Below are 21,236 nucleotides of genomic sequence, written 5' to 3' on the forward strand. Positions count from 1 at the left end.
ACATGATCCGCCACATCGTACTGACCAAATTCCGCGCCGACGTAACCGAAGAGAAAATCGGAGCCATCTACAAAGGCCTCGAGGACGTGTCCAAGGCCCTTCCCGGAGCCAGCGGGTTCACCGGGGGCCGAAGTCAAAGCCCCGAGCAGATCGAACGCGGATACATGCATGGGTTCGTTATCGATTTCGACGATTGGGTCGCGCTGGAGACCTATCAGAACAACAAAACGCACAGGGCGCTGGGCGCGCAACTGGTTGAGAACGCCGTGGGTGGTATCGACGGCATTCTGGTTCTGGATTTGGAGGTTTGAGACAATGAAATTGATTTTGCCAAACCCTGATGGGCAGTTGGAACCCTATGCGTTGACCGGAACGCCGCTAGTTCCGCGTGCGCCGCAGGTGCCTCTGACGCGCACGGCCTTTGCAGCGGCTCATGTGGTTTCTGATCCGCTGGCAGAACGTAACCCCTGGGATGGACGCCCCGCAGTTGATTGGGAAGCGACCCTGCGATTTCGTCGGGGGCTCTGGGATCAGGGGCTGGGTCTGGCCGAAGCCATGGATACCGCGCAACGGGGTATGGGCGTCGATTGGGCGACCGCGTTGGAGCTGATCCAACGCACGATGAAGGCTGCACAGGCGCATCCATTGTCGCCTCGGGTGGCTTGTGGGGCAGGAACCGATCATCTGCCTCTAAGCGCGTTGAACACAGCAGGTGAAATCCTGTCAGCCTACGAGCATCAGACCGAGGCGATCGAAGCCGCCGGAGGGCAACTGATCCTCATGGCGTCACGCGCCTTTCCAGCGATCAACGCGGGTCCGGACGCCTACCATGATGTATACCGCGCGCTGATCGATGGGGCTGCGGAGCCTATAATCCTGCACTGGCTGGGCGATATGTTCGATCCTGCATTGACGGGCTATTGGGGGAGCACGGATATCGACGCGGCCAGCGATTTTGTGCTGTCCCTGATCAACGAAAACCCTGCCAAGGTTGATGGGATAAAGATATCCCTGCTGGATCAGGCACATGAAGAAGCCTTCCGCGCACGGTTGCCAGACGGTGTGCGCCTCTACACCGGTGACGATTTCAACTACGCTGATCTTATTGCCGGGGACGGAACGCATTTTTCCCACGCTCTGCTTGGCATTTTCGCTGCTATCGCCCCCGCCGCCAGCCAGGCGCTTGAGGCGTTGGCTATGGGTAACATGGAGCGCTACAACGCGCTGTTCTCACCGACTGTTCCCCTCAGTCGAGAGATTTTTAAGGCTCCGACGCGGTTCTACAAAGCCGGGATTGCCTATCTGGCATGGCTGAACGGAGTCCAGTCTCATTTCATCATGCCGAGTGGGTTCCAATCCAGCCGTGACATCTGCCACTACGCGCAAGTGTTCAGATTGGCGGATCAGGCCGGTTTACTCTCGGACCCTGAACTGGCTAAAGCACGGATGACCACGCTTCTCAGCTTGCATGGAGTTGAACAATAGCCTGAATGCGAAGACCCACGATCATAGATGTCGCCAACTCGGCGGGCGTTTCAAAGTCGACGGTAAGCCTTGTGTTGCAAGGCAGCACGCAGGTGAAGCCTGAGACACGCAAGCTCGTCCATACCGCGATGAAAGAGATCGGGTATGTCTACAACCGATCGGCGGCAAATCTGCGATCCACGGGAACGGCGCTAATAGGTTTAGTAATTAACGACCTAACCAACCCGTTTTTCACCGAGTTTGCGACTTCTTTGCAGATGGCGCTGGGGTCCCGAGGCTATGCGGTCGTATTGGCGAACACAAACGAAGACCCCGAACTTCAGGATCAGGTGGTGGGCGCTATGCTTGAGCATGGTGTTTCTGCCTTGATCCTGTCGCCTGCTTATGGCGATGTCACAAACACCCTCTCCGCGGTAGAGCGAGCTGGCATTCCATTGATGCAAGTCTTGCGACAGGTTGAACGCGAAACGGGCAGATTTCCCTTTATCGCTCCTGATTACGCAGAGGGTGGACGCGCGGCAACACAGTACCTGATCGAAACAGGCGCGCGAAACATCGCCTTTATCGGTGGTCTGGATGGTGCCGAAGTCACTCAGGAAAGGCTGTCCGGCTATATCAGTGCGATGAAAGACAACCACTTGCAGCCTATTGTAAAAACAGGGAAATCCAGCCGATCATTTGGACATGAAGCAACGGTTGGCCTCTTCAAAGAACACCCTGAATGCGATGCCGCAGTTTGTTTCAATGATCTCGTTGCTTTTGGGATGATCAATGCCTGCCATGAAACTCAGGTCAAGATTGGAACGGAGTTTCAGATCGTCGGTTTCGACGACATCAAGGAAGCATCAGAATGCTGGCCAGCTTTGTCTACAGTACATTGCGGCGTCTCTGAGTTTGGAGAACAAGTTGCGGACACTGTTTTGCTGTGGTTGCAGGATGGTGTCGCGCCTGCGCAACACACGCGGACTTCAACGCGCTTGGTATTGAGGCAAACTACGAAAGACACAGTGTAACAAAAGGCTATACCAGCCCTTGTCGAGAGGTCTTGTCGGAGGAACTATGGTTGAAGCGGGCAGGGCGGTTGCGTAGCTTTTGCCAAAACCAGACCTGACTTTTTTAAAACACTTTGAATCTTGTCCCGAGATCATCCGCATTGCGTTCACGCTATTCACTCGATTGCCGCTCTCGCTTCGGAATCTCCAAGATCTGCTGCACAAGCTTGGCATCGACGTGAGTCCCGAAACTTTCCACCAATGTGCTTATTGATCCTTGTCAAGAATTGAGCGGGCAAGAAGTGGTAGACTCAATGGCAATCTAGGGGAGGGGATTCATGGAAGACTTGATTGAAATCGGTAGATCCTTTGTCCAGGCGATGCGTGAGCGCCGGGGCCTCGGAAGTGTTGATGAAATGTATGCCGAAAACGCACAGTCGATAGAGGCCGTTGTGCCTCCGGTTCGACAATTCCGCGTTTCAAAGGGTCGCGAAGCTATCAAGGGAAAAAGAGAGGATTGGTTGGCATCGCATGAAATCCAGGAACTAGAAGTGGATGGCCCCTACGTCCACCCACCCAACCGCTTTGGAGTGCGCTTCAGAGCTGAAGTGGTTCAGAAGGCGACGGGTGAGCGTATGACCCTGCGCGAGATCGCAGTGTATTCGGTGGCGGAAGGCAAGATTGTGCTGGAAGAGTTCTTCATGCTGCCGAAGTAACATCATCGGCGATTTGTTGGTTCAGTCGGTGCGCACGGCTCTTGGGTGAAGTGAAATTCCGGGCGGAGGTCGGGAATGCAACACAGAACAGTGGCATATTATGTAGGAGTTGATGCGGAAGACGCGTCGATTTTGGAATGCGCTGAAACTGCCCGTACCCAGAACGACCACTTGAATTGCGTAGTGACCGGGGCACTACCAAACCTGCCTTACCTGAAGTATGGATCAAACAGGTTCGTTGAAGCGGGTCTTCCCTCAAACTGGTTGGACGTTCTTCACGCGAATAATGCCGCCTTGAAGTCTCGCGCCACTGAAGTTGAAGCGCTTCTTGCTGGGCAAGGCGTATCTGCAAATGTAACTGGCTTCATGGGACTTGGAGCAGAGTTACAGCAACTTGTAGCAGAACAAGCCAAATGCTCTGATATCGCTTATCTAGACGCTGGATTGCGAAAAGATCCTGATTTATTTCACAAGATCGCGTGCGGAGTTTTGTTTCATTCGCCGGTCGCTCTGATGATCAATGGAGACCCGTTTGCCCAACGCGAGCGCGTTTTTTTGGCATGGAATGACAGCTTGCCTGCGTCCAGGGCGACGCATTTAGCTTTACCCATTCTCGTGGTGGCCAAAGAAGTTGTGATTGGGTGTTTTGATTTGCCGTCGCCTGAGGACTTAGAAAGTAGCGTGCCCGGAACGGACCTAGCTGAATGGCTCGGCCATCACGGTTGCAACGTGACCGTGTCGCAGTTTCAGTGCGGGGGGAATTCAATCGCAGACTGCATTCAAGAACGAGCAAGCGAAGCGCGGGCCGATCTCGTTGTTATGGGCGCTTATGGGCATTCCCATTTGCGAGAGTCAGTTTTTGGGGGCACGACGCAAGCAATGTTGGAGCAGACAAGTTTACAAGTGCTTTTCGGACACTGATGAAGTGAGCCGATGACTGTAATTTTCTGGGAGCCATCGCTATTAAAATTCGTCAGTAAATAGTTGAGAAACCATTTTTTAAGAGTTTTCTTGAGGTTGAAGCGTATTTGCCTGACTGTTTTCGCCAAGGAAATCTATCACAATTGACGTTAGCTCATCCCAGTCAGTAAACTCCCTTGCCCCTTCTCGTGGATCGATTTTTCGACCGAGCAAGACGACGTGCTTGAGGATCTCCCTCTCAAAATACCCGTAGTTTTCGGGCCTTACCGCGCCTGCGATCAAAGCCGTTGCATTTGGTTCAAAACCTGTTCGAAGAAGCATTTCGTCAAGATAGTCGCGTGCTTCTTCTCGACCTGACGCGAAAGCAGCTTTTAAACCGATGGAAAGCACGAGAGACTTTCGCTTCATTAAGGCATCTCTATTTGAAGCGATAAATGCCTCGAATGAATTGGGGTGCCTACGCTCGTGGACAGGGGCCAGGAGAATAACCTTGACCACATCGTCAAGCGAAACGTGGCTGGGTATTTCATCGGTATTGATCAGCTTTGCGTCGAAACCGGCCTTCTTAGCGAGATCGGTGATGAAGCGCGCAATTTTTGCAGTTTGGCCTTCGACCGTCGCGAATGCGATGAGTACGGTCATTCCGATCCTCCCATAAACCGGTCTGAATAGATTGCTTATTATGAATAAGTGACGTGCGTTGCCCTTGATCTCTATCAAAGGCGTTTCTTCGGACCATATCGGGATCGTTGTAGTACGCTTTTGCTGTCTACGCAGTGCAAGTTTTTAGGGAAGTTCGCGGCGGCATCCATCTCGGAGAAAACCTGCCTTTTCGGCCGATAGCCTTGAAGCTAGCCAACCCTTGGTAGTCTAGCTTGCTACCTTAAGCAAAAGGCTAAGACAGCAACGAAGATTGTAAAACTGATGAACCACACTGCGAGTTTCACTTGTTGGCGTGCAGGCAGGTTTCCGAGCATTCTAATCATAGTCAAACCTTTCAGACAAAATCCGGCGTGACGCAGTGCCCCGCTCAATCAGATGATCTTCGACGGTGTCCATCATGGCAGGGGGTCCGCAAAGAACAAAAAGCCAGCTTTCAAATTGTTCAGAAGACAAATTGCGGTCCAAAAGAGGACCGTCGATTAAGCCTGTTTCTCCGCACCAGTCCTTTGGCGGTTCGGATGGAACAAAAACTGTGTCTTCTTTGGACAACTCCTGACGAAAAACAATCTGCTCCTCCGCCCGGTTTCCATAGATAAGCTTGAGATCGTGCCGTGTTCCACTCAGTCGAACTTGACGCATAATGCTCAACATGGGCGCGATCCCTACACCACCTGCGATCAGAACAATACCTGTCTCAGTGCGGTGGCTGATCGACAGATTCCCGTGCGGGGCATCCAGATAGGCCGTGGTTCGCGGAGCGATCTGTCCGAGGCCGCATGTGAAATCCCCAAGCTCCTTTATCACGAATGAAACCTCAGGGCCTTCTGCTGGTGCCGAACTAATCGAGAATGGGTTCTCATGCAGAGAAAAGGCACTGTGGCCGACGTTTAGCCAGGCAAACTGCCCTGCTTCGAAGTTTAGTCCGTTGTGACCATGGGGCATGAGGCGCAACTCCCATTGCTTCTGTGATAGTCGAGACACAGATGAGACGCGCCACGACCTTTTCCTCTGACGTAAAGGGCGAACGAGATAGACATACAGCAAAGTTCCAACCGCAATACTGGTCAAGGCAAGCCAGAGATACATCAACAGCGGATGCCCACCGTAGCGCCCAGCATAGACTGTGTGATGTAACAGCAGGCATGCAATCACCAAGGCTCCCAGCCCGTGTAAGAGGCGCCATGTTTCGTATTTGTAATCAAGGGATTTGTGGGCAATTGCGGAGGCGACCAGAATGAACAGTAAAAAATATGCGCCGATACCCGATACCAGCGTAGAAAAGTCGGTCGAAATCGTAAGTTGGCTTGTTACATCCCACGGGCGGCGTCCGCCAGAGGGCGTGCCCTGATACAGCAGCGGGTGTATCAGCGCAAAGCCGAGTGCTGCACGCGCCATCAACTGATGCACGCGCATGGTTACATCCATACCCAGTCCGGAAGAGATGAACCTGAACCGCCCAGACAGCAGGAACTCGACTAAGATTATTGAAAAAGCAAGCATCCCAAGCCCGGACGCGAGCTCTTGATGAAACGATCGTGGGGGCCATCCCAAAGACCAAGAAAAACCCATGGGAGCCAAAATCAGCAAAACGTAAATCAGCGCCAGATAAGGCCATTTCATACAGTTTTGCTCCACTGTGCTAAAGCTAGGCAGCTCGGGCTCATTCAAAATAAACGCTAAGCTGACCTGGGATTCCGATCAAGCCTACTGAGATTGGTGCTAACTCCACCACGACGTGGCAGGTTTAGTGCACGAGGGTTCCCGTTTCAGTTCGTTCAGCCGCTGAGTTCGGTCTGGCTGATGCTGAGGTTGCATGCTTGCGCAAGATCAAGGTCCTTGACCGCTTTTCCTGTCATAATGTCGCGCGCGCGAAATTCGACCAAAGGAGGAGGCTCAAAATGTTGGAAGACAAAAAGTCACCGCAACTTTTCACTGGAATGCAACCGCTCTCTGACAACTTTCGGCGTGAAATGGAAACACTGATGTCGCGTTTTTTTGGGGGAGTATCACCCTTCCTGCCGATGGAAACGGCTGCGCAACGCACGGGTTTTCCGTCTCTTGATATGACAGGTGCGATTTCACCGGCAATCGATGTCCAAGAAACGGATTCTGCGATTGTCCTGACGGCTGAATTGCCGGGGCTCGAAGAGGATGATGTGGAAATTGAAATCAAGGACCGCAAACTAGTCTTGAGCGGTCAGAAGAAGATTGCGCATGATGAAACGGGCGATTTGCGTGTCAGCGAAAGAAGCTATGGCAGCTTTTCCAGAGCCATGTCGCTGCCAGACACGGTGGAAATCGACAAGATTTCAGCTGAATTCGACAAAGGCGTTCTGCATATCGAAATGCCGAAGACTGAGCCTCAGGATCCAAGCCGTAAGATCAAGGTATCTTCGAAATAGACGGTCTGGTGGCTCGATACCGTGCAAAAAAATGCCAAGGCAGAAGGTCGATCATGGATCGGCCTTCTTAGAGTTGTGGCCTGATAAGTGTCTTTGGTTGAGTCCTAGCAGACATCGCAAGTATCTGTACAAACGTGTTTTTTGCACATTCGTACCAGGCCATGGGTTTGGCGTTGAAGCGTGGTAGAATGCCCTCACGCGTTTGGGTAGGGGGCCACAATGCGAAAACCAGAAGAGAGTGGCATGACACCCTCAGGACATGCTGGTGAAGGTGAGGTGCGGGCCTTTCTGGAGAGCCTGACCGGACCATCGCGCGGCCAGGTGAACTGGCTGGTCGACAAAGCCCTAACTGTTTCAGTTGACGAGGGCAGGGTGCTAAGCCTTCGACCTAAAGACGACCTGCCTCAGCATGACAACGATATTGCGACCCTACAGTGGGCTGACGACGGTTACACGATAACCGCGTCGGTTGGGCGTAATGTGTGGGTAAACGGGCAAAAAGCCTCGTTAGCGTCGCTTAGGCATGGCGACATGATCGAGTTCGGTGAAAAGGGTCCTATGTCTCGATACAGGTCGTGCGATCACTCATTTCCCGCGCACCATACTGTCGAGGATATCCTCAGTGATGCATATGCTTACACCCGAACGAGCCGCAGGCCTTTCGCTAAAAAGATGTCTGGTGCCCTACGCGATAGTGGGCGGCGGCTTGCCTCCCAAACCACGATATTGTTCAGGATCACAGTTATAGCGACGCTTCTTGTGATCGCGGGGTTTGGGTACCTGCTCTACCAAAACGACCGGCGCCTGGCGGCTAGTATCGAACAGGAGGCCCGCAAGATCGAAGCGGTCGCGGTTATGCTCGCTCAGACGCGAGAAGACGCACTTACGCCTGATGACTTGGCTTCGTTGCGTGACGCTTTTGAGAACCAGGTCATGTCGACCGAGGAGCGTCTTGGAACCTTGGAGCAGCGTGCGGGAGCACCCACGCGCGTGATCGCTGCGTCAATTCGATCCGTCGCTTTCCTTCAGGGGGCTTATGGGCTGCGCCACGTGGAAAGCGGCAAGATTTTGCGGCATGTGTTGGGACCGAACGGAGAAAACCTGAAAACTCCGTTTGGCCAGCCTTGGATCGAACCGGACGGGACCGGCGAACCCGCAGAATTTCAGTTTACCGGAACCGGGTTTTTGATTGCTGGGGTACCGTTGATGGCCACCAACCGTCATGTTGCGTTGCCTTGGACATCAGGGGACCGAGAGAAGGCGCTGAGAGACGCGGGTCTTGAGCCAGAGATGTTGAGGCTGCTGGCCTATTTGCCTGATCAGACGGAACCAATAGAGGCGCGTCTGGTCCGATTCAGCGACGCGGCGGACTTGGCGATTTTGGCAGTTGAGCCAAGCCGCGTTCAGGACCTCGGAATTCCTTTGGCGGATGTCACGTCGCGCGTAGGTGAAGAGCTGTATCTGTTGGGATATCCAACGGGTTTGAAAGCTTTGATCGCGCAGGCTGGTCCGGGCTTTTTAGAGGAACTGGAAGCAGAAGGAACGTTGAACTTCTGGTCGATCGCGTCCCGGCTTTCATCTCAAAGCAAGATACACCCGCTAGCAAGCAGAGGGATTGTCGCGCGGACAAGTGGGAGCGCCATCGTTTATGACGCCGAGACCACGACCGGTGGAAGCGGGGGGCCAGCATTGAACCGGCGGGGTGAGGTCGTTGCCATCAATGCTGCGATCCTGCCCGAGTTTGGTGGCTCAAACATCGGCGTCCCGGTCTCACATCTCAGAGCTCTGCTGGAAGAGGCGGAAAGTCAGTGATCATTCGCTCGTTCGGAAGCGTGAGTTTTGAACGAAAAACACTGTGACCAGTGGAACGATCACCGAGATCACGGCCACGGAGATCAGCAAGTACCCAAGTTGACTGTAGTCAGCGGTTGACGTGACCTCACCGGTTTCCGGGTTTGTGACAGCGCGCGTGACGACGTATGTCTGGTTGAGGTATTTGGTGCTTAGGCTGCTGGCCGACAGAGCCATGTTTGTGAACGATGCCATCACCGCAAAGAAGGTCGCTTTCAACTGAACAGGGGCATTGCGTGCGATCCAAGCCAACATCGGGACCATGGCGATCTGTCCAAGCGGCGACTCAACGGCTGTATCAAGAATGGCAATGAACCTTGCATCGATAACTCCGCCGGTACGCGCCGCCGTCCATTCGTGCACGCCATAGTAGAGCGCAAGGTTGGGCAGGGCGAGAACGCCCGCCGCAATCGTCAGCAACACCACCACATGCGCAATGGAGCGGTTGGCCATAAATGGTCGAAGGACGATTAACCCGAGCAGGGCCAGCAGCGAAGTCAGCAAAGCCAGGATTGCCAGGAACTGTTCATCGAACCCCAGTTCATCGATTTCAAACCATGTCAGGCCTGGTCCTGGTAGCGGCACAGCGCGAAACACAAAAATGATTGTTGCTGTCCCGATCAAGGCTTTGGCTTGGGCCGGTTCCAGCTCTTTCAGCAGACGCGACATGAGGTAGAGGATCACCGTCAGGGAAACCGCAAAAACAGTCTCTTGCGCAAACTCGAAATCTGCGGTTCCCAGCACGATGCTGAGCAAAACGAATGCAAGACCGCCGAGCAATATGGACCATTTGACTTCGGTGACTTCATCCGGTGTGTGAGGCGGGTGGCCGCGCTTGACAAGCTGACGCTGGATAAAGCTATGAAGAACCACTCCACTGACGGACAACACCGGGATGGCCAGAGCTATCAGGTATACTTGGCCATAGAGCGCAAGGCGTTCGGATTTTTGCAGTTCTTCGGTCCCAGAGAATATCCAGATGTTTACAGCCGCAACCGCCGCGAACCCGGAAATGATCGAAACTCTGCCCAAGGTTTGCATCGTCGTGTGCTGAGCACGGGTTTCTTCTGGCGTAAACGGTAGGCCGCGCTGGTCAACCTTTGGGACCGCCTCAACAGTCATGGCGTCAGCGACAACATCCTGAATGGCATAGCCGGAAGGCGCCAAGAGCAGGGCAACAACGTACCAGTCTTCCAACGGCATGAACTTGGACATCTGTGCAGGCGCGGTCACGAGACCGTGCATTGTGAGTAAAGACAAAGTGATCAGGGATGCGCCGAACAAGATCAGCAGGGACTTCCAGCGCCAGAACAGGTCCACGACATGGCCAAGTGGCATTTTGAGGATCCAAGGGAGACCGGCCCAAAATGCAAGTCCTGCAACGAAAGAGGCGGATAAATCGAGATAGTCTTTTAGGAAAAAAGCTCCGACGACCGAGGTTAGGCCGGACACACCAGCCGCGAAATAGACCATCAGTGGCGGCAAATAGGACCATTGCAGCTGCTGAACCAGATCCACAAACGTTCTATGCCACCAGGCCGAAATTTTTGATCCTATGGAAGCTTGGTCAGTCGTCATATGCCGTGGCAGTTCGTTGAGGCCTTTGGGTCGTTGTATCTAGTTAGAGAAATCCAGATCCGAAAAGCAATGCACTGGTGATCACTCCAAGGATCGGTACCACAAGAGGAACGCGGAAGTGTTTGGCGGCCTCGTCCGGCTTCATCTTCAGCAGGATCAGCGAGACATTGACCAGTACAAAGACACCGAGAACGATCTGAGACGTGCGCTCTGCCAGAGTACCAATCGGTATAGTTTGGGTCAGCAAAACGATGGTTGCGACGACCAACAAAGTAGCGACAACAGGTGTCTGAGTTGCTTTCGGGACAATCGCCAGATCCTTCGGCAAATGGTCACGGTCCGCCAGGCCGTAGATCACCCGTGAGGCCATGATCATCTGGATAAGTACTCCATTGACTGTCGCCACAATCGCGACTGCGGAAAAGCCCTGTTTGATCACCTCGGGCGCGTTTGAAAACACAAGCGCGAGGGGCGCTGCAGATGTCGACAGAACATCGATCGGAACAACAAGTAGAACCGTCATTGAAGTTCCCAGATACAACACGGCCGCCAGAACGAGCGTAAGTAAAATCGCTTTTGGGATCGTGCGGACTGGGTCTTTGACCTCTTCTGCGACATTGGCCATGTCCTCGAAGCCAACAAATGCAAAGAAGGCGAGGAGCGATGCTGCGAAAATGCCTCTCCACGCGTCGATTTCAAGCGGGGGAAGCATCGAACTGATCTCGTATCCCTGCCGATCCTGAATCGACATACCCCAGCCAATCACAAAGAGAAGGCCTGCGATCTCGATGATCGTAATGACAGCCGCAACAAAGACCGACTCAGTGATCCCCCAAAGCGCGATTAGACCCATGATCAAAACGACGCTGATGGTCAAAACAGGGATCGCAAAACCGGTTAAAGCGTGCAGGTATGACGCCGCGCCAATTGCAACTGCAGAAGCAGAGACAATCCCCGAAGCTGCGACCGCGAGCCCGACGAAAACCGCCATCCATCTTTTCCGAAATCCGGCTTCAACATAGGCAGCTTCGCCTGCGCTGACGGGAAATCGTGTTGCGAGTTCTGCATACGAAAGCGCGGTGAGTGATACGACGAGCGCGGCTACAACGAACGAAAACGCTGCAAACGGTCCGGCAATGTCTGCTGTCGCGCCGACTAAAACATAAATGCCCGCTCCGACCGTTACCCCAAGGCCATAAAGCGTGAGCAAAGGCGTAGTAAGGGCTCGACGGAGTTTCTGTTCGTTTGGATCAACAGAGTTCATTAGCGATTTCCACCAACTGCCCATTCAGAATGTCGTCTGTGGCGTCCCTCCCAGTTTTGTCCGTGATCGGCGGAGCGGCGCGATCCGATGGTCAAAGCTGCACCGAATGCCTTGTATCTCAACGTCTGGGCGCATCGGACGCCAATAAACTAACTGGGGGCTCGCCACCACTTCTGCCGAGCCCCCAGTGGGTGGAACTTCCACTCCTTCAGAATTCCGTTCACCTTTGTGTTTGCTTGGGGACAGACCGGTGAACGTAGAACAAGCTGAAACATTCGTATTTCACTATGTGATTCCTATTGGTGCTTTGATCTATGTCAATCAACTCGCGGTCGCCGGTCTGCGAGGCTGAATCCCAACCAACTGTCGTTTGCCGTCGAACTTAAAGGCATAGCAAACATGTCAGGCGGTTTGAGATTTAGGGTGGAAGGCAATTCGCAATGCTCTGGAACCTGTTACCAGCACTGGGCGGCATCGGCCTGTTCCTTATCGGCATGCTGTTGATGACGGACGGTTTGAAGGCGTTGGCAGGGGCGCGATTGCGAGATATTTTGGGCCGGTTCACGTCGACACCGTTTACCGGGGCGATAACAGGCGCGGTCACGACAGCTGCGATCCAGTCTTCCAGCGCGACGACTGTCGCAGCCGTCGGATTTGTCGCGTCTGGCCTGCTCACCTTTCCCCAAGCGCTTGGGATCATCTTTGGGGCCAATATCGGAACGACCATGACAGGTTGGCTCGTCGCGCTCTTGGGGTTCAAGCTGGACTTGGGGCAAGTGATGTTGCCCGTTGTTTTTGTTGGGGCTTTGCTGGCGCTTTCAGGAAAAAAAGCGGTTGCCGGCCTTGGGCTGGCGTTGGCTGGATTCAGCTTGATTTTTATTGGGATCGAGCAGCTCAAGTCCGGGCTGGACGCCTTTCGCGGCGTAGTTACCCCAGCCGATTTTCCACCTGACACATTGCTGGGCAGGCTGAAGCTTGTATTGATCGGCGTCCTTATCACGATGGTGACGCAGTCTTCGAGTGCTGGTGTTGCAACGACATTGGCTGCGTTGAGCGCAGGTGCCGTGAACTTCCCTCAAGCAGCAGCTCTCGTCATTGGAATGGACGTGGGGACAACTTTCACTGCTGTTCTGGCTACCTTGGGTGGGGGCACGATGGCGCGTCGAACCGGTTTTGCGCATGTGATCTACAATGTGATGACAGGAGCAATGGCATTTTTTCTGCTGGGGCCGTTTACTTCGGTCTTTGTAAGTGGGACGGGGGCCGGAAACTCACTGACTGCGCTTGTCGCGTTCCATAGTTTCTTCAACGCCATAGGCGTAGCGCTGATCTTGCCGTTCGCGAAACCCTTCGCCAGATTTATCGAGGCGCTCGTACCCGACAGAGGTGCTGAGTTGACGAGGTCTCTGGATCCGCTCGTTCTTGGGGTGCCGGAAATAGCGGTGGATGCAGCAAAAGCTTCAGTCGAACAAATTGCTAGGGCCGAAGTGGCGCACCTTCGTTCATGTATGGGGGCATCTCAGCCAAGCGGAGCCGACTTTGGGCAGGACAACATTGAGACGGCTGTTTCTGAGGCGCGCTCGTACCTAGACAAGATTGAACTGCCAAGCAGGTCCGAGGCAGAGATATCCAGCATCAAGGGTATGTACCATGTCCTCGATCACCTTGACCGGCTGCTTTACCGGTGTAGCCAAGATGATCGGATAAGCGAGTTACCGAAAGACCGGCGTTTGAAGCGGCTCGCTTCGGTGTTGATTACAGCAACGGATGGCTACTTGGAGATCGACAATCCGGTGCAGTGTGAAAACACGCTGAACCGTCTTCGCCGTTTTCTGCGGCGACAGAGGAAACTTCGCAGAGACTTGCTCATTTCCGACGCGGCAACTGACAATCTGCCGGACGACGTGGTTTGGGCTCGGCTGGATGCCCTCAGATGGTTACATCGCGTGTCTTATCACCTCTGGCGAATTCGTTGGCATTTGAACGCATTGGAACGAGAGTCGCCTGGGCGCAAGGGTGGTGAGGTCAATGTCGAGCTGGCGTAGTTGGAGGCCGGCCTGGAATGGCCTTGGCACGTGCCCAAACGCTGTTCGACCGAAACGCCAATCTTCGTGCCGAAGGGTGCAACATGAGCAAGGTCAAAGAAGTTTCTTAAGGATGCGGTTTAATAAGATCTGTATCCGGGGCAGCAAATTGGAGGAGCATATGCAGATTGTTCGCGGGATTTTACTGGCACTGTTCGTCACGGGACCTGCGCTGGCACAGGACGTCAGCGTCGATGAGGGACGTGATTTGTACCGGACGTATTGCTGGCAATGTCACGGTTTCGAAGCGACTGGAGACGGGCCGATGGCCGAAATGATGGCTATTCGAACGCCCGACCTTACCAAATTGGCGGGCCAAAACGACGGTGTGTTTCCGACAGATCGCATAGCTGAACAGATTGATGGTCGTTCACAATTGCTCGCCCATGGGGGCGAGATGCCGATCTTTGGCGCGGTGTTTGAAACAGACCAACAAATCGCGGTGGCTTTGCCTAACGGGCAACGAATGATGGTTGGCCTGCCGTTGGCGAATTTGCTCGCCTTTTTGGACTCGATCCAAGCCGACTAGTCACGGACCAATCTGCTAGTCCGTATCAGCCGTGCGTCTGATTGACATGAGAGTCAGTGGCGGCCCCAACACTTCGAAGGCCACAGTGCTGGCAAGAGTAAACGCCATGATGGACGATGCCCAGTTCGGAAATTGCTCTCCGGCAACGAGGGCCATTCCTACCGCGACACCAGCCTGTGGCAACAAAGCGGGGCCGTACCAGCGGGTCTGATGGCGAGGCAGGCCGCCCAGTCTCGCTCCGCAATACCCTCCGACAAGACGGGCCACGGCGCGTAAGATCAGGAAAAGAGCACCAGCCCAGCCCATCAAGCCGAAGGCTTCGATATCCAATGTGGCGCCAGCCAACAGGAAGAACAGGATCATGAATGGCCACTGAATGTGCTCGATCTCATGAAATGCACGGTCGTGATGGCGGGCAAGATTCCCTATGACGGCCCCCGCGACCATGCCTGCTACCAAGAATGAAACCTCCAGCCAAAGCGCGAGGCCGGCTGTAAGAAAGACTATACCCACTGCTTCTGCCTGCATTGGCTCTCCCGGTTTCAAGCGGCCGGTCAGGTAAGCGGATGGGACGCCTAGTGCGATACCCAACAAAATAGCCCCTCCGAAATCCCACATCGCTGTGGTCGTGACGGTTGCCCAGCCATCCGAATGACCGGCCAGAACCAGGGCGATACTGAATACGATCAGACCCCAAGCGTCATCAATTGCGACGACGCCCTTTAATGTCTCGGTGAAGCTGTTGGACACCCCAGATTGCTTGATCACGTCTGTCATGGCGGCCGGAGCTGTAGCTGTAGCAATTGCCGCCAGCACCAATGCCAACCCGAAGGGTACGCCGATTGCGGTCAATCCAGCAGACACGATAACAAGGGTTGCAACCACGATTGAAATCGAAATCGTCAGAATGGCTCGGCCGTGCCGAACCAGGTTCTCGCGGGTCAAAGATCCTCCAAGAAGGAACGCGACCATCGTCAAGGCCACGATGGAAATCTCGTCGAACCACATTGCAACGTCGAGTGGGATCAACCCCATTCCGGCGTTTCCGGCGATCAGACCGAGGAAAAGTAAGGTTGTAACACGAGGAAGATGCGTGGCCCGGCCAAGTTGGTCAGCCGCCAATCCGGCAAGGAAGAGGACACCAAGGGTAATCAGAAAGCCGGCAATGTGCATAGAAAACCAAGCATTTAGTTCTTGTCTAAACTATTCTAACTCCAACACTGCCTTCTAGGAACCGATGTCGGAGAGAATGCGGGTGTCCCGTCGCAGCTTAGGCCGAAGACCTGAAGAATAAGGGATATTGATCTGTGTTAAGGCGACGGCGCGCCGCAAGTGGCACAATAACTCATTCAGGAAATGAGGAGGAACATTCGATGCCGACAAAGAAAACTAACACAAACAGCCCGACCTCACTGTTGGATGTTTTCAAGCAAATGCAGCCACCCATTTCTGGCAATCCAGCCTTCGGAGCCCAGATCGAACAATTTTGGGACGCGCAAGAAAAATTGCTCGAAGAAACTGAGGCCTTTGCACAGCATTGGTTCGAACGGCGTCATGAGGCGGTCCGGACGGCTCTACAAGCTGCACGCAAAGTGTCTTCCGCGAACCCGTCCGATCCATCGAAAGCCTTTCAGAGCATGGCGGAATGGCAGCGCCATTCGGCTGAACGGTTGGTTGCAGACGCGCAGGAATGGTTCGAAACCGTTTCCCGTTGTGCATCTTATGTCGCTGAAACAGAAGCTGAAGCTGTTGAGAAAACAGTTGGTGATGTTGCAGCTGCTACAAAGAGCGCGGGGAAATCCTCGAAATCTGAGCCTGTGTAGGGTGCCTGCTGCCGAAAAATTATACCGAAATCATCCGAGCAGTAGATAGGAGGTCAAATGTACAAGAATATCCTGATCCCGGTTGCTCTGGACAAAGAACACGACACACAAGCATCGTTTGAGGCCGCGCGCCAATTGGCTGATGCCGACGCTGTTTTCACCGTTGTGCACGTCCAAGAACCTATTCCGGCATATGTAGGGTCTCAGATTCCAAGCGAAGTGCTGGCACATACGCGGCATGAGATATTGGAAAACCTGAATCAGACTGCCTCTGAAATTTCAGACGCGAAGGTACAGCTCATCTCTGGGCACGCGGGTAGGGCTATCGTTGACTTCGCAAATCAGAACGACGTTGATTGCATCGTCTTAGCGTCACACAAGCCAGGATTCGAGGACATATTTCTAGGCTCCACTGCGAACAGAGTCGTGCATCATGCCAAGTGTTCGGTTCACGTAATTCGGTGATCCAAAGCTAGCGATACGAGATTCTTTTGTAATGGCCCCTTACTTGCTGAACCAAAATAAAGGCTTCTCAGAGGAACTTGTCTTGAGTCGGGTAGGGGGCTTTTGTAGCCCCTGCTCGTGAAAAGACGAGTTCCCTTCAAGTGTTATAAAACCAGCCCAGAAATCATTCTCTTGGCGGTAATGCTACGTGTTTGGTTTCCTCTGTCGCTTAAAAATGTGGGAGACCTGATGCGTAAGCATGGCATCGAAGTCAGCCACAAGACCGTGCGGTAGTAGCGGAACTGGTTTAGCCCGATTTTCGCATCGGAAATTCGGAAAAAACGGATCCAGCAGTTGCGGGCATACCCAAAATTGAAATGGCATGTCGACGAAGCGTTTGTTTAGATCAATGGAAAGCGGCTAGACCTGCGGAGCGTCATTGATCACGAAAGAGAGGTGTTCGAAGCTGTCGTTACCAATCGCCGAACCAGGCGGAAAGCATAAAAAATAGTAGAGAAATTTTGGAAACGCTACGGTGTTGCGAAGAATGTGGTCACGGATCGTTTCGTATCATATCGGGCAGTTCTCAGGGAACTTGGTGCCAAGGGAAAACAACAAACGAACAGGTGGCTCCACAATCGCGTTGAGATTTCGCACCTTCCTTTCCGACGACAAGAATCCGATTGCCGTTACTTAAACTTGTCAGCTTGCGTCGGGTTGGTTTTCCGGGCGCGCCTGATCAAAAGCGGTAAGGGACAGCGCGTGTTTTTCGATCTCGAACAGTCGCGGAAAGTGTGTCATGTTCACCCCCCAGCGATGCGCGTTATAGAGCTGGGGGACAAGGCAGATATCGGCGAGGGTTGGGGTGTCTGTGAAACTGAAACGGGTGTTTTGCGGCAACAGCGCCTGGTAGGCGGCAAACCCTTCGGTCATCCAATGGTGGAACCAATCGGTTTGTCCGGCAGAGTCCATTCCCATTTGAGATTTGAGGTAGGTCATGACCCTCAGGTTGTTCACCGGGTGGATGTCCATCGCGATGGTGTGTGCGGCGGCTTGGACGCGCGCGCGCAGCAGGGGTTGGGGTGGAAGGAGCCGAAGTTCTGGCGCGATGGCCTCCAGATAGTCGATGATTGCAAGCGATTGGGTCAGGACCCGGGCCGTCCTCAAGAACCATGGTCGGAACACCCTTGCCAGGGTTGAGCGCGGTGTACCCGGGTTCGCTTTGCTTTCCGGCGACCAGATCGACCGGGCATTAATCGTAGCCGACGCCCTTGAGGTACAAGGCGATGCGAACCCGGTATGAAGTCGTTGAGCGCCAGTAGGAATGGAGTTTCATGTTATCATCCTGTAGTTGTTCCAAGGTTGTTGCATTTGCAGCGAAATTCAACTCGAAGAAAATCGACGCGAGTCTGGCGTTCTTCCGAGGTCGGTTTCAGTAACCCTCTGAACACTCGATGTTGACAAGGTAGGGGTGTTGCTATGACAAGCAGAAGGGGGTGCGCGAACTTGAAGTTGTGTCCTTATGTGGCGGAAGAACATGCTAAAACTTCGTGCTGCGGCGTGCCTGCGATAACATCTGTCAACCCGATTGAGGGGTCTTGAAAAATGAACATAGCCTGCTGGTCTGGCCCCAGAAATCTGTCCACTGCGATGATGTATGCTTTCGGCGCGCGCGAGGACTGCGCCGTCTGGGATGAGCCGTTCTACGCGGCCTATCTGGCCGAGACCGGGCTAGATCATCCGATGGGAGATCGGATCATCGCCGAGGGTGAAACGGACCCCCTTCAGGTCGGACAGGGTTGCGCAGCGCAGCCGCCAGAGGGCAAGGCGCATATCTACCAGAAACACATGACGCAGCATATGGTTTGGGGCTTGGATCAGCCCTGGATGGATGGGCTGAAACATATCTTTCTGATCCGCCACCCCGCGCGTGTGTTGGCCAGCTATGCCGCAAAACGCGAAAACCCGACGCTTGAGGATATTGGTTTTGTGCAACAGGCCGAGATCTACAATCTGATCTGCGCTCGAACCGGGGCAGGGGTGATCGTCGACAGCTATGACATTCGTCAGGCGCCCGAACGGATGTTGCGAAAACTATGTGCGGCAATTGATCTGCCCTTTGACCCGGCCATGTTGTCTTGGCCTGCGGGCGGCCATCCCTCGGACGGCGTGTGGGCCAGCCACTGGTACGGGGCCGTACATGCCTCAACCGGTTTTGCGGGCGCTGAGGGGGCGCTCCCGACCTTGCCGCCCGCGCTTCAATCCATATGCGACGCGGCAATGCCGTATTATGAGCGGCTCAGGTCGGATGCGCTTGTTCTGGAAGGTGATGCATGACAACCGAACTCTCAACCCATGACGCGGAATACGATGCCCGCAACGAGGACCTGAAAATCTGGGTCGATGGCGTACTGGTTCACAAGGATGAAGCCAAGGTCTCGGTCTATGATTCCGGCTTCATGCTGGGCGACGGCATGTGGGAAGGGCTGCGGCTCTATGATGGATGCTGGGCCTTTTTTGACGAACACATGGATCGGCTGTTTGACAGCTGCAAGGCCGTGTCTCTGGACATCGGCAAAACGCGTGAGGATATTCGCGAGATTCTGGACGCCACCGCTGCCGCCAATGGTGCGACAACCGATGCTCACGCGCGGCTGATGATCACACGCGGTCGCAAGGCCAAGCCGTTTCAGCATCCCAAGCTTTCGCGCTGGGGGCCGACCATCGTGGCCATCGTCGAACACTCCAAACCCGCCGAGGCGCTGACCGCGCGGGGGATACGTTTGGCGACTGTGCCCCAGGTGCGGGGGTTGCCGACCAGCCAGGACGCGAAGTTCAACAGCCACTCCAAACTGAACTGTGTCATCGCCTGTTTGCAGGCGGAACAGGCAGGCGCGGATGAGGGGCTGATGCTGGACCCGCATGGCTTTGTGAACACCACCAACGCCTGCAATTTCTTTATCGTGCGCAAGGGCGAGGTTTGGACCTCGACCGGGGACTACTGCATGAACGGGGTGACGCGGCGGAAGGTGATCGACCTGTGCCGCGCCAATGACATACCGGTTTTCGAAAAGAACTACTCACTCTACGAGGCCTACGGTGCGGATGAGGTGTTTCTGACCGGCACCTTCGGCGCGCAAACCCCAGTGGCCGAGATCGACGGCAAACAGATCGGAGAGGGCAAGGCTGGTCCGATGACATTGCGGATTCGCGCGCTCTACAAGGAACTGGTCGCCCGGAACGTGGCCGCGCAAACGTGATCCTTGGCCAACCAGCGGGGTCGTGATCGCGCTGTTTGAAGTGCCCTGCCTCAAGGAAAGTAAGTGCAATTTAGTGCGGACAAAAAAGCAATTTTCATCTGGTCTAAGCGTTCAACAATATCTATGATAGCGCTAACTCTGAGGCGAGAGCAGCCGCCATTCAGACGTAACGCTAAGACATCCGCCGCCTTGGGTGGAGTTGGGACCTGTTCGGCGGTCTTATGAGCGCAATAACTTGGGCCAGTCTTCAAGACTGCCACTGGATAGGGTCTGAGATGTCGTGGCCCGCTGGCGAAAATGGGGGCGGATTTGCAGATCGAACAGGCGCGCTTGCAGGACAGAAACATGTCCGTCAGCCTTCTAAACTATGGTGCGATCACCCAAGGGTGGTGGATAGATGATACCCCGTTGATCCTCGGATATGACGATCCTCAAGCCTATCTGCGCGATCCCTTCTATCACGGGGCAATTGTCGGGCGGGTCGCGAACAGGATAAAGGGCGCAGGCTTTGATCTTGCAGGCATGCGATACCGGCTGGACCCGAACGAGGGTGCCAACACACTGCATGGCGGGGCCGAGGGCCTGTCTCGCCAAGTCTGGATCCTACAGCAGCTCTCGGATCGTGAGGCGGTGATGAGCTATCTCTCCCCGGATGGCGAAGGCGGCTTTCCGGGCGAGGTCAGGTTTGAGCTGCACGTCTCGCTCAGTTTTCCCAATCTGACCTATACCATCACGGCCCAGCCGGACCGACCAACGCCGATCAGCATTGCGCAACATAACTACTATACACTTGGCAGTCCCGCAGGCGTTGAGGATTTTAGCCTCCGAATAGATGCCGGGCATGTGCTTGAGACCGATGCGCAGGGTGTGCCAACCGGCAACCTGCAAGACGTACAAAACACGGCGCTAGATTTCACGCACCCGGGCCGCCCGCGCAAAAACCTCGATCATTTCTACGTGTTCGACAGCGACCGCGACGCGCAGCAGCCAATCGCCACGATTGACGCCGCAAATGGTTTGGGATTGCACGTATTCTCCGATCAGGCCGGGGCGCAGGTCTATTCTGCTGGTTCATTGGGGGCCCCGTTTCACGCAGGCGCTGGTCTGTGTATTGAGCCATCAGGCTATCCCAACGCGCCCAACATCAGCGCGTTCCCCAGCATGGTTTTTTCACCTGAGCGGCCCTATCATCAGACACTTACGCTCAAACTCACAGGGACTTAG

20 protein-coding genes and 2 pseudogenes are annotated in these 21,236 nt (G+C 54.4%); 16 read left to right on the forward strand and 6 right to left on the reverse strand.

The annotated features are described in order from the left end of the window. Positions 1–2: 2 nt before the first annotated feature. From ACR0KL_RS04190 to ACR0KL_RS04215, 6 genes and pseudogenes are all read left to right on the forward strand, one after another. Positions 3–311, forward strand: a complete 309-nt coding sequence (locus ACR0KL_RS04190) for a Dabb family protein (protein WP_170677442.1) — start codon at positions 3–5, stop codon at positions 309–311. A gap of 4 nt (positions 312–315) precedes the next feature. Beyond that, complete coding sequence (locus tag ACR0KL_RS04195) at positions 316–1,485, forward strand: dihydrodipicolinate synthase family protein (RefSeq protein WP_170677444.1); 1,170 nt, start codon at positions 316–318, stop codon at positions 1,483–1,485. A 5-nt stretch (positions 1,486–1,490) separates the two neighbouring features. Next, a complete protein-coding gene (locus ACR0KL_RS04200; protein WP_480776661.1) occupies positions 1,491–2,498 on the forward strand; it encodes a LacI family DNA-binding transcriptional regulator in 1,008 nt (335 codons plus the stop codon). 94 nt (positions 2,499–2,592) lie between these two features. Beyond that, positions 2,593–2,730 (forward strand): annotated as a pseudogene (locus ACR0KL_RS04205) (IS6 family transposase); the annotation flags it as partial. 85 nt (positions 2,731–2,815) lie between these two features. Next, a complete protein-coding gene (locus ACR0KL_RS04210; protein ID WP_170677448.1) occupies positions 2,816–3,193 on the forward strand; it encodes a nuclear transport factor 2 family protein in 378 nt (125 codons plus the stop codon). 75 nt (positions 3,194–3,268) lie between these two features. Next, positions 3,269–4,114, forward strand: a complete 846-nt coding sequence (locus tag ACR0KL_RS04215) for a universal stress protein (protein WP_170677450.1) — start codon at positions 3,269–3,271, stop codon at positions 4,112–4,114. Between the two features lie 78 nt (positions 4,115–4,192). On the opposite strand, the gene ACR0KL_RS04220 is transcribed toward ACR0KL_RS04215, so the two are convergent. Continuing rightward, a complete protein-coding gene (locus ACR0KL_RS04220; protein WP_170677452.1) occupies positions 4,193–4,756 on the reverse strand; it encodes a flavodoxin domain-containing protein in 564 nt (187 codons plus the stop codon). A 336-nt stretch (positions 4,757–5,092) separates the two neighbouring features. After that, positions 5,093–6,397: a ferredoxin reductase family protein gene (locus ACR0KL_RS04225; RefSeq protein WP_480776662.1), complete on the reverse strand. Its 1,305-nt coding sequence runs from the start codon at positions 6,395–6,397 to the stop codon at positions 5,093–5,095. Positions 6,398–6,675: 278 nt separating this feature from the next. Here ACR0KL_RS04225 and ACR0KL_RS04230 point away from each other — a divergent pair, with 278 nt between their 5' ends. After that, complete coding sequence (locus tag ACR0KL_RS04230; RefSeq protein WP_170677456.1) at positions 6,676–7,179, forward strand: Hsp20/alpha crystallin family protein; 504 nt, start codon at positions 6,676–6,678, stop codon at positions 7,177–7,179. 243 nt (positions 7,180–7,422) lie between these two features. Beyond that, positions 7,423–8,991, forward strand: coding sequence for a trypsin-like peptidase domain-containing protein (locus tag ACR0KL_RS04235; protein ID WP_480776663.1), 1,569 nt, complete (start codon positions 7,423–7,425; stop codon positions 8,989–8,991). Here the strand turns inward: ACR0KL_RS04235 and ACR0KL_RS04240 are convergent, their stop codons facing one another. Then, the gene (locus ACR0KL_RS04240) at positions 8,992–10,608 is read right to left on the reverse strand and encodes an MFS transporter (RefSeq protein WP_480776664.1); all 1,617 of its coding nucleotides are present in this window, start codon (positions 10,606–10,608) and stop codon (positions 8,992–8,994) included. A 43-nt stretch (positions 10,609–10,651) separates the two neighbouring features. Next, positions 10,652–11,896, reverse strand: a complete 1,245-nt coding sequence (locus ACR0KL_RS04245) for an APC family permease (RefSeq protein WP_480776665.1) — start codon at positions 11,894–11,896, stop codon at positions 10,652–10,654. Between the two features lie 416 nt (positions 11,897–12,312). Between ACR0KL_RS04245 and ACR0KL_RS04250 the strand changes: the two genes are divergently transcribed. Both ACR0KL_RS04250 and ACR0KL_RS04255 read left to right on the forward strand, forming a co-directional pair. Continuing rightward, positions 12,313–13,917: a Na/Pi cotransporter family protein gene (locus tag ACR0KL_RS04250; RefSeq protein WP_480776666.1), complete on the forward strand. Its 1,605-nt coding sequence runs from the start codon at positions 12,313–12,315 to the stop codon at positions 13,915–13,917. A 160-nt stretch (positions 13,918–14,077) separates the two neighbouring features. Further along, positions 14,078–14,485, forward strand: a complete 408-nt coding sequence (locus ACR0KL_RS04255; protein WP_480554609.1) for a c-type cytochrome — start codon at positions 14,078–14,080, stop codon at positions 14,483–14,485. A gap of 15 nt (positions 14,486–14,500) precedes the next feature. On the opposite strand, the gene ACR0KL_RS04260 is transcribed toward ACR0KL_RS04255, so the two are convergent. Continuing rightward, a complete protein-coding gene (locus tag ACR0KL_RS04260; protein WP_480776667.1) occupies positions 14,501–15,658 on the reverse strand; it encodes a cation:proton antiporter in 1,158 nt (385 codons plus the stop codon). Positions 15,659–15,858: 200 nt separating this feature from the next. On the opposite strand from ACR0KL_RS04260, the gene ACR0KL_RS04265 reads away from it, so the two are divergent. The 3 genes and pseudogenes from ACR0KL_RS04265 to ACR0KL_RS04275 all read left to right on the forward strand — a co-directional run. Continuing rightward, positions 15,859–16,308, forward strand: a complete 450-nt coding sequence (locus ACR0KL_RS04265; RefSeq protein WP_170677468.1) for a phasin family protein — start codon at positions 15,859–15,861, stop codon at positions 16,306–16,308. Between the two features lie 57 nt (positions 16,309–16,365). Then, positions 16,366–16,773, forward strand: a complete 408-nt coding sequence (locus ACR0KL_RS04270) for a universal stress protein (RefSeq protein ID WP_170677470.1) — start codon at positions 16,366–16,368, stop codon at positions 16,771–16,773. Between the two features lie 111 nt (positions 16,774–16,884). Next, positions 16,885–17,430 (forward strand): annotated as a pseudogene (locus ACR0KL_RS04275) (DDE-type integrase/transposase/recombinase); the annotation flags it as partial. A gap of 24 nt (positions 17,431–17,454) precedes the next feature. On the opposite strand, the gene maiA reads toward ACR0KL_RS04275, so the two are convergent. Continuing rightward, on the reverse strand, positions 17,455–17,919 hold the full coding sequence (maiA, locus tag ACR0KL_RS04280; RefSeq protein WP_480776668.1) for a maleylacetoacetate isomerase: 465 nt from the start codon (positions 17,917–17,919) through the stop codon (positions 17,455–17,457). A gap of 438 nt (positions 17,920–18,357) precedes the next feature. On the opposite strand from maiA, the gene ACR0KL_RS04285 reads away from it, so the two are divergent. The 3 genes from ACR0KL_RS04285 (at position 18,358) to ACR0KL_RS04295 (ending at position 21,236) form a co-directional block, all read left to right on the forward strand. Next, on the forward strand, positions 18,358–19,089 hold the full coding sequence (locus ACR0KL_RS04285) for a sulfotransferase-like domain-containing protein (protein ID WP_170677472.1): 732 nt from the start codon (positions 18,358–18,360) through the stop codon (positions 19,087–19,089). Then, complete coding sequence (locus tag ACR0KL_RS04290) at positions 19,086–20,012, forward strand: aminotransferase class IV (RefSeq protein WP_480776669.1); 927 nt, start codon at positions 19,086–19,088, stop codon at positions 20,010–20,012. The genes ACR0KL_RS04285 and ACR0KL_RS04290 overlap by 4 nt, the downstream gene beginning before the upstream one ends. A gap of 297 nt (positions 20,013–20,309) precedes the next feature. Beyond that, on the forward strand, positions 20,310–21,236 hold the full coding sequence (locus ACR0KL_RS04295) for an aldose epimerase family protein (protein WP_480554605.1): 927 nt from the start codon (positions 20,310–20,312) through the stop codon (positions 21,234–21,236).

The organism is Ruegeria sp. C8 (genome assembly GCF_056537565.1).

Coding starts and splice junctions, on each gene's coding strand:
- ACR0KL_RS04285 (WP_170677472.1), top strand. CDS start 18,358: ATGAACATAGCCTGCTGGTCTGGCCCCAGAAATCTGTCCACTGCGATG.
- ACR0KL_RS04260 (WP_480776667.1), bottom strand. CDS start 15,658: ATGCACATTGCCGGCTTTCTGATTACCCTTGGTGTCCTCTTCCTTGCC.
- ACR0KL_RS04210 (WP_170677448.1), top strand. CDS start 2,816: ATGGAAGACTTGATTGAAATCGGTAGATCCTTTGTCCAGGCGATGCGT.
- ACR0KL_RS04195 (WP_170677444.1), top strand. CDS start 316: ATGAAATTGATTTTGCCAAACCCTGATGGGCAGTTGGAACCCTATGCG.
- ACR0KL_RS04225 (WP_480776662.1), bottom strand. CDS start 6,397: ATGAAATGGCCTTATCTGGCGCTGATTTACGTTTTGCTGATTTTGGCT.
- ACR0KL_RS04255 (WP_480554609.1), top strand. CDS start 14,078: ATGCAGATTGTTCGCGGGATTTTACTGGCACTGTTCGTCACGGGACCT.
- ACR0KL_RS04220 (WP_170677452.1), bottom strand. CDS start 4,756: ATGACCGTACTCATCGCATTCGCGACGGTCGAAGGCCAAACTGCAAAA.
- ACR0KL_RS04240 (WP_480776664.1), bottom strand. CDS start 10,608: ATGACGACTGACCAAGCTTCCATAGGATCAAAAATTTCGGCCTGGTGG.
- ACR0KL_RS04235 (WP_480776663.1), top strand. CDS start 7,423: ATGACACCCTCAGGACATGCTGGTGAAGGTGAGGTGCGGGCCTTTCTG.
- ACR0KL_RS04265 (WP_170677468.1), top strand. CDS start 15,859: ATGCCGACAAAGAAAACTAACACAAACAGCCCGACCTCACTGTTGGAT.
- ACR0KL_RS04270 (WP_170677470.1), top strand. CDS start 16,366: ATGTACAAGAATATCCTGATCCCGGTTGCTCTGGACAAAGAACACGAC.
- ACR0KL_RS04295 (WP_480554605.1), top strand. CDS start 20,310: ATGGGGGCGGATTTGCAGATCGAACAGGCGCGCTTGCAGGACAGAAAC.
- ACR0KL_RS04290 (WP_480776669.1), top strand. CDS start 19,086: ATGACAACCGAACTCTCAACCCATGACGCGGAATACGATGCCCGCAAC.
- ACR0KL_RS04250 (WP_480776666.1), top strand. CDS start 12,313: ATGCTCTGGAACCTGTTACCAGCACTGGGCGGCATCGGCCTGTTCCTT.
- ACR0KL_RS04230 (WP_170677456.1), top strand. CDS start 6,676: ATGTTGGAAGACAAAAAGTCACCGCAACTTTTCACTGGAATGCAACCG.
- ACR0KL_RS04215 (WP_170677450.1), top strand. CDS start 3,269: ATGCAACACAGAACAGTGGCATATTATGTAGGAGTTGATGCGGAAGAC.
- ACR0KL_RS04245 (WP_480776665.1), bottom strand. CDS start 11,896: ATGGGCAGTTGGTGGAAATCGCTAATGAACTCTGTTGATCCAAACGAA.
- ACR0KL_RS04200 (WP_480776661.1), top strand. CDS start 1,491: ATGCGAAGACCCACGATCATAGATGTCGCCAACTCGGCGGGCGTTTCA.
- ACR0KL_RS04190 (WP_170677442.1), top strand. CDS start 3: ATGATCCGCCACATCGTACTGACCAAATTCCGCGCCGACGTAACCGAA.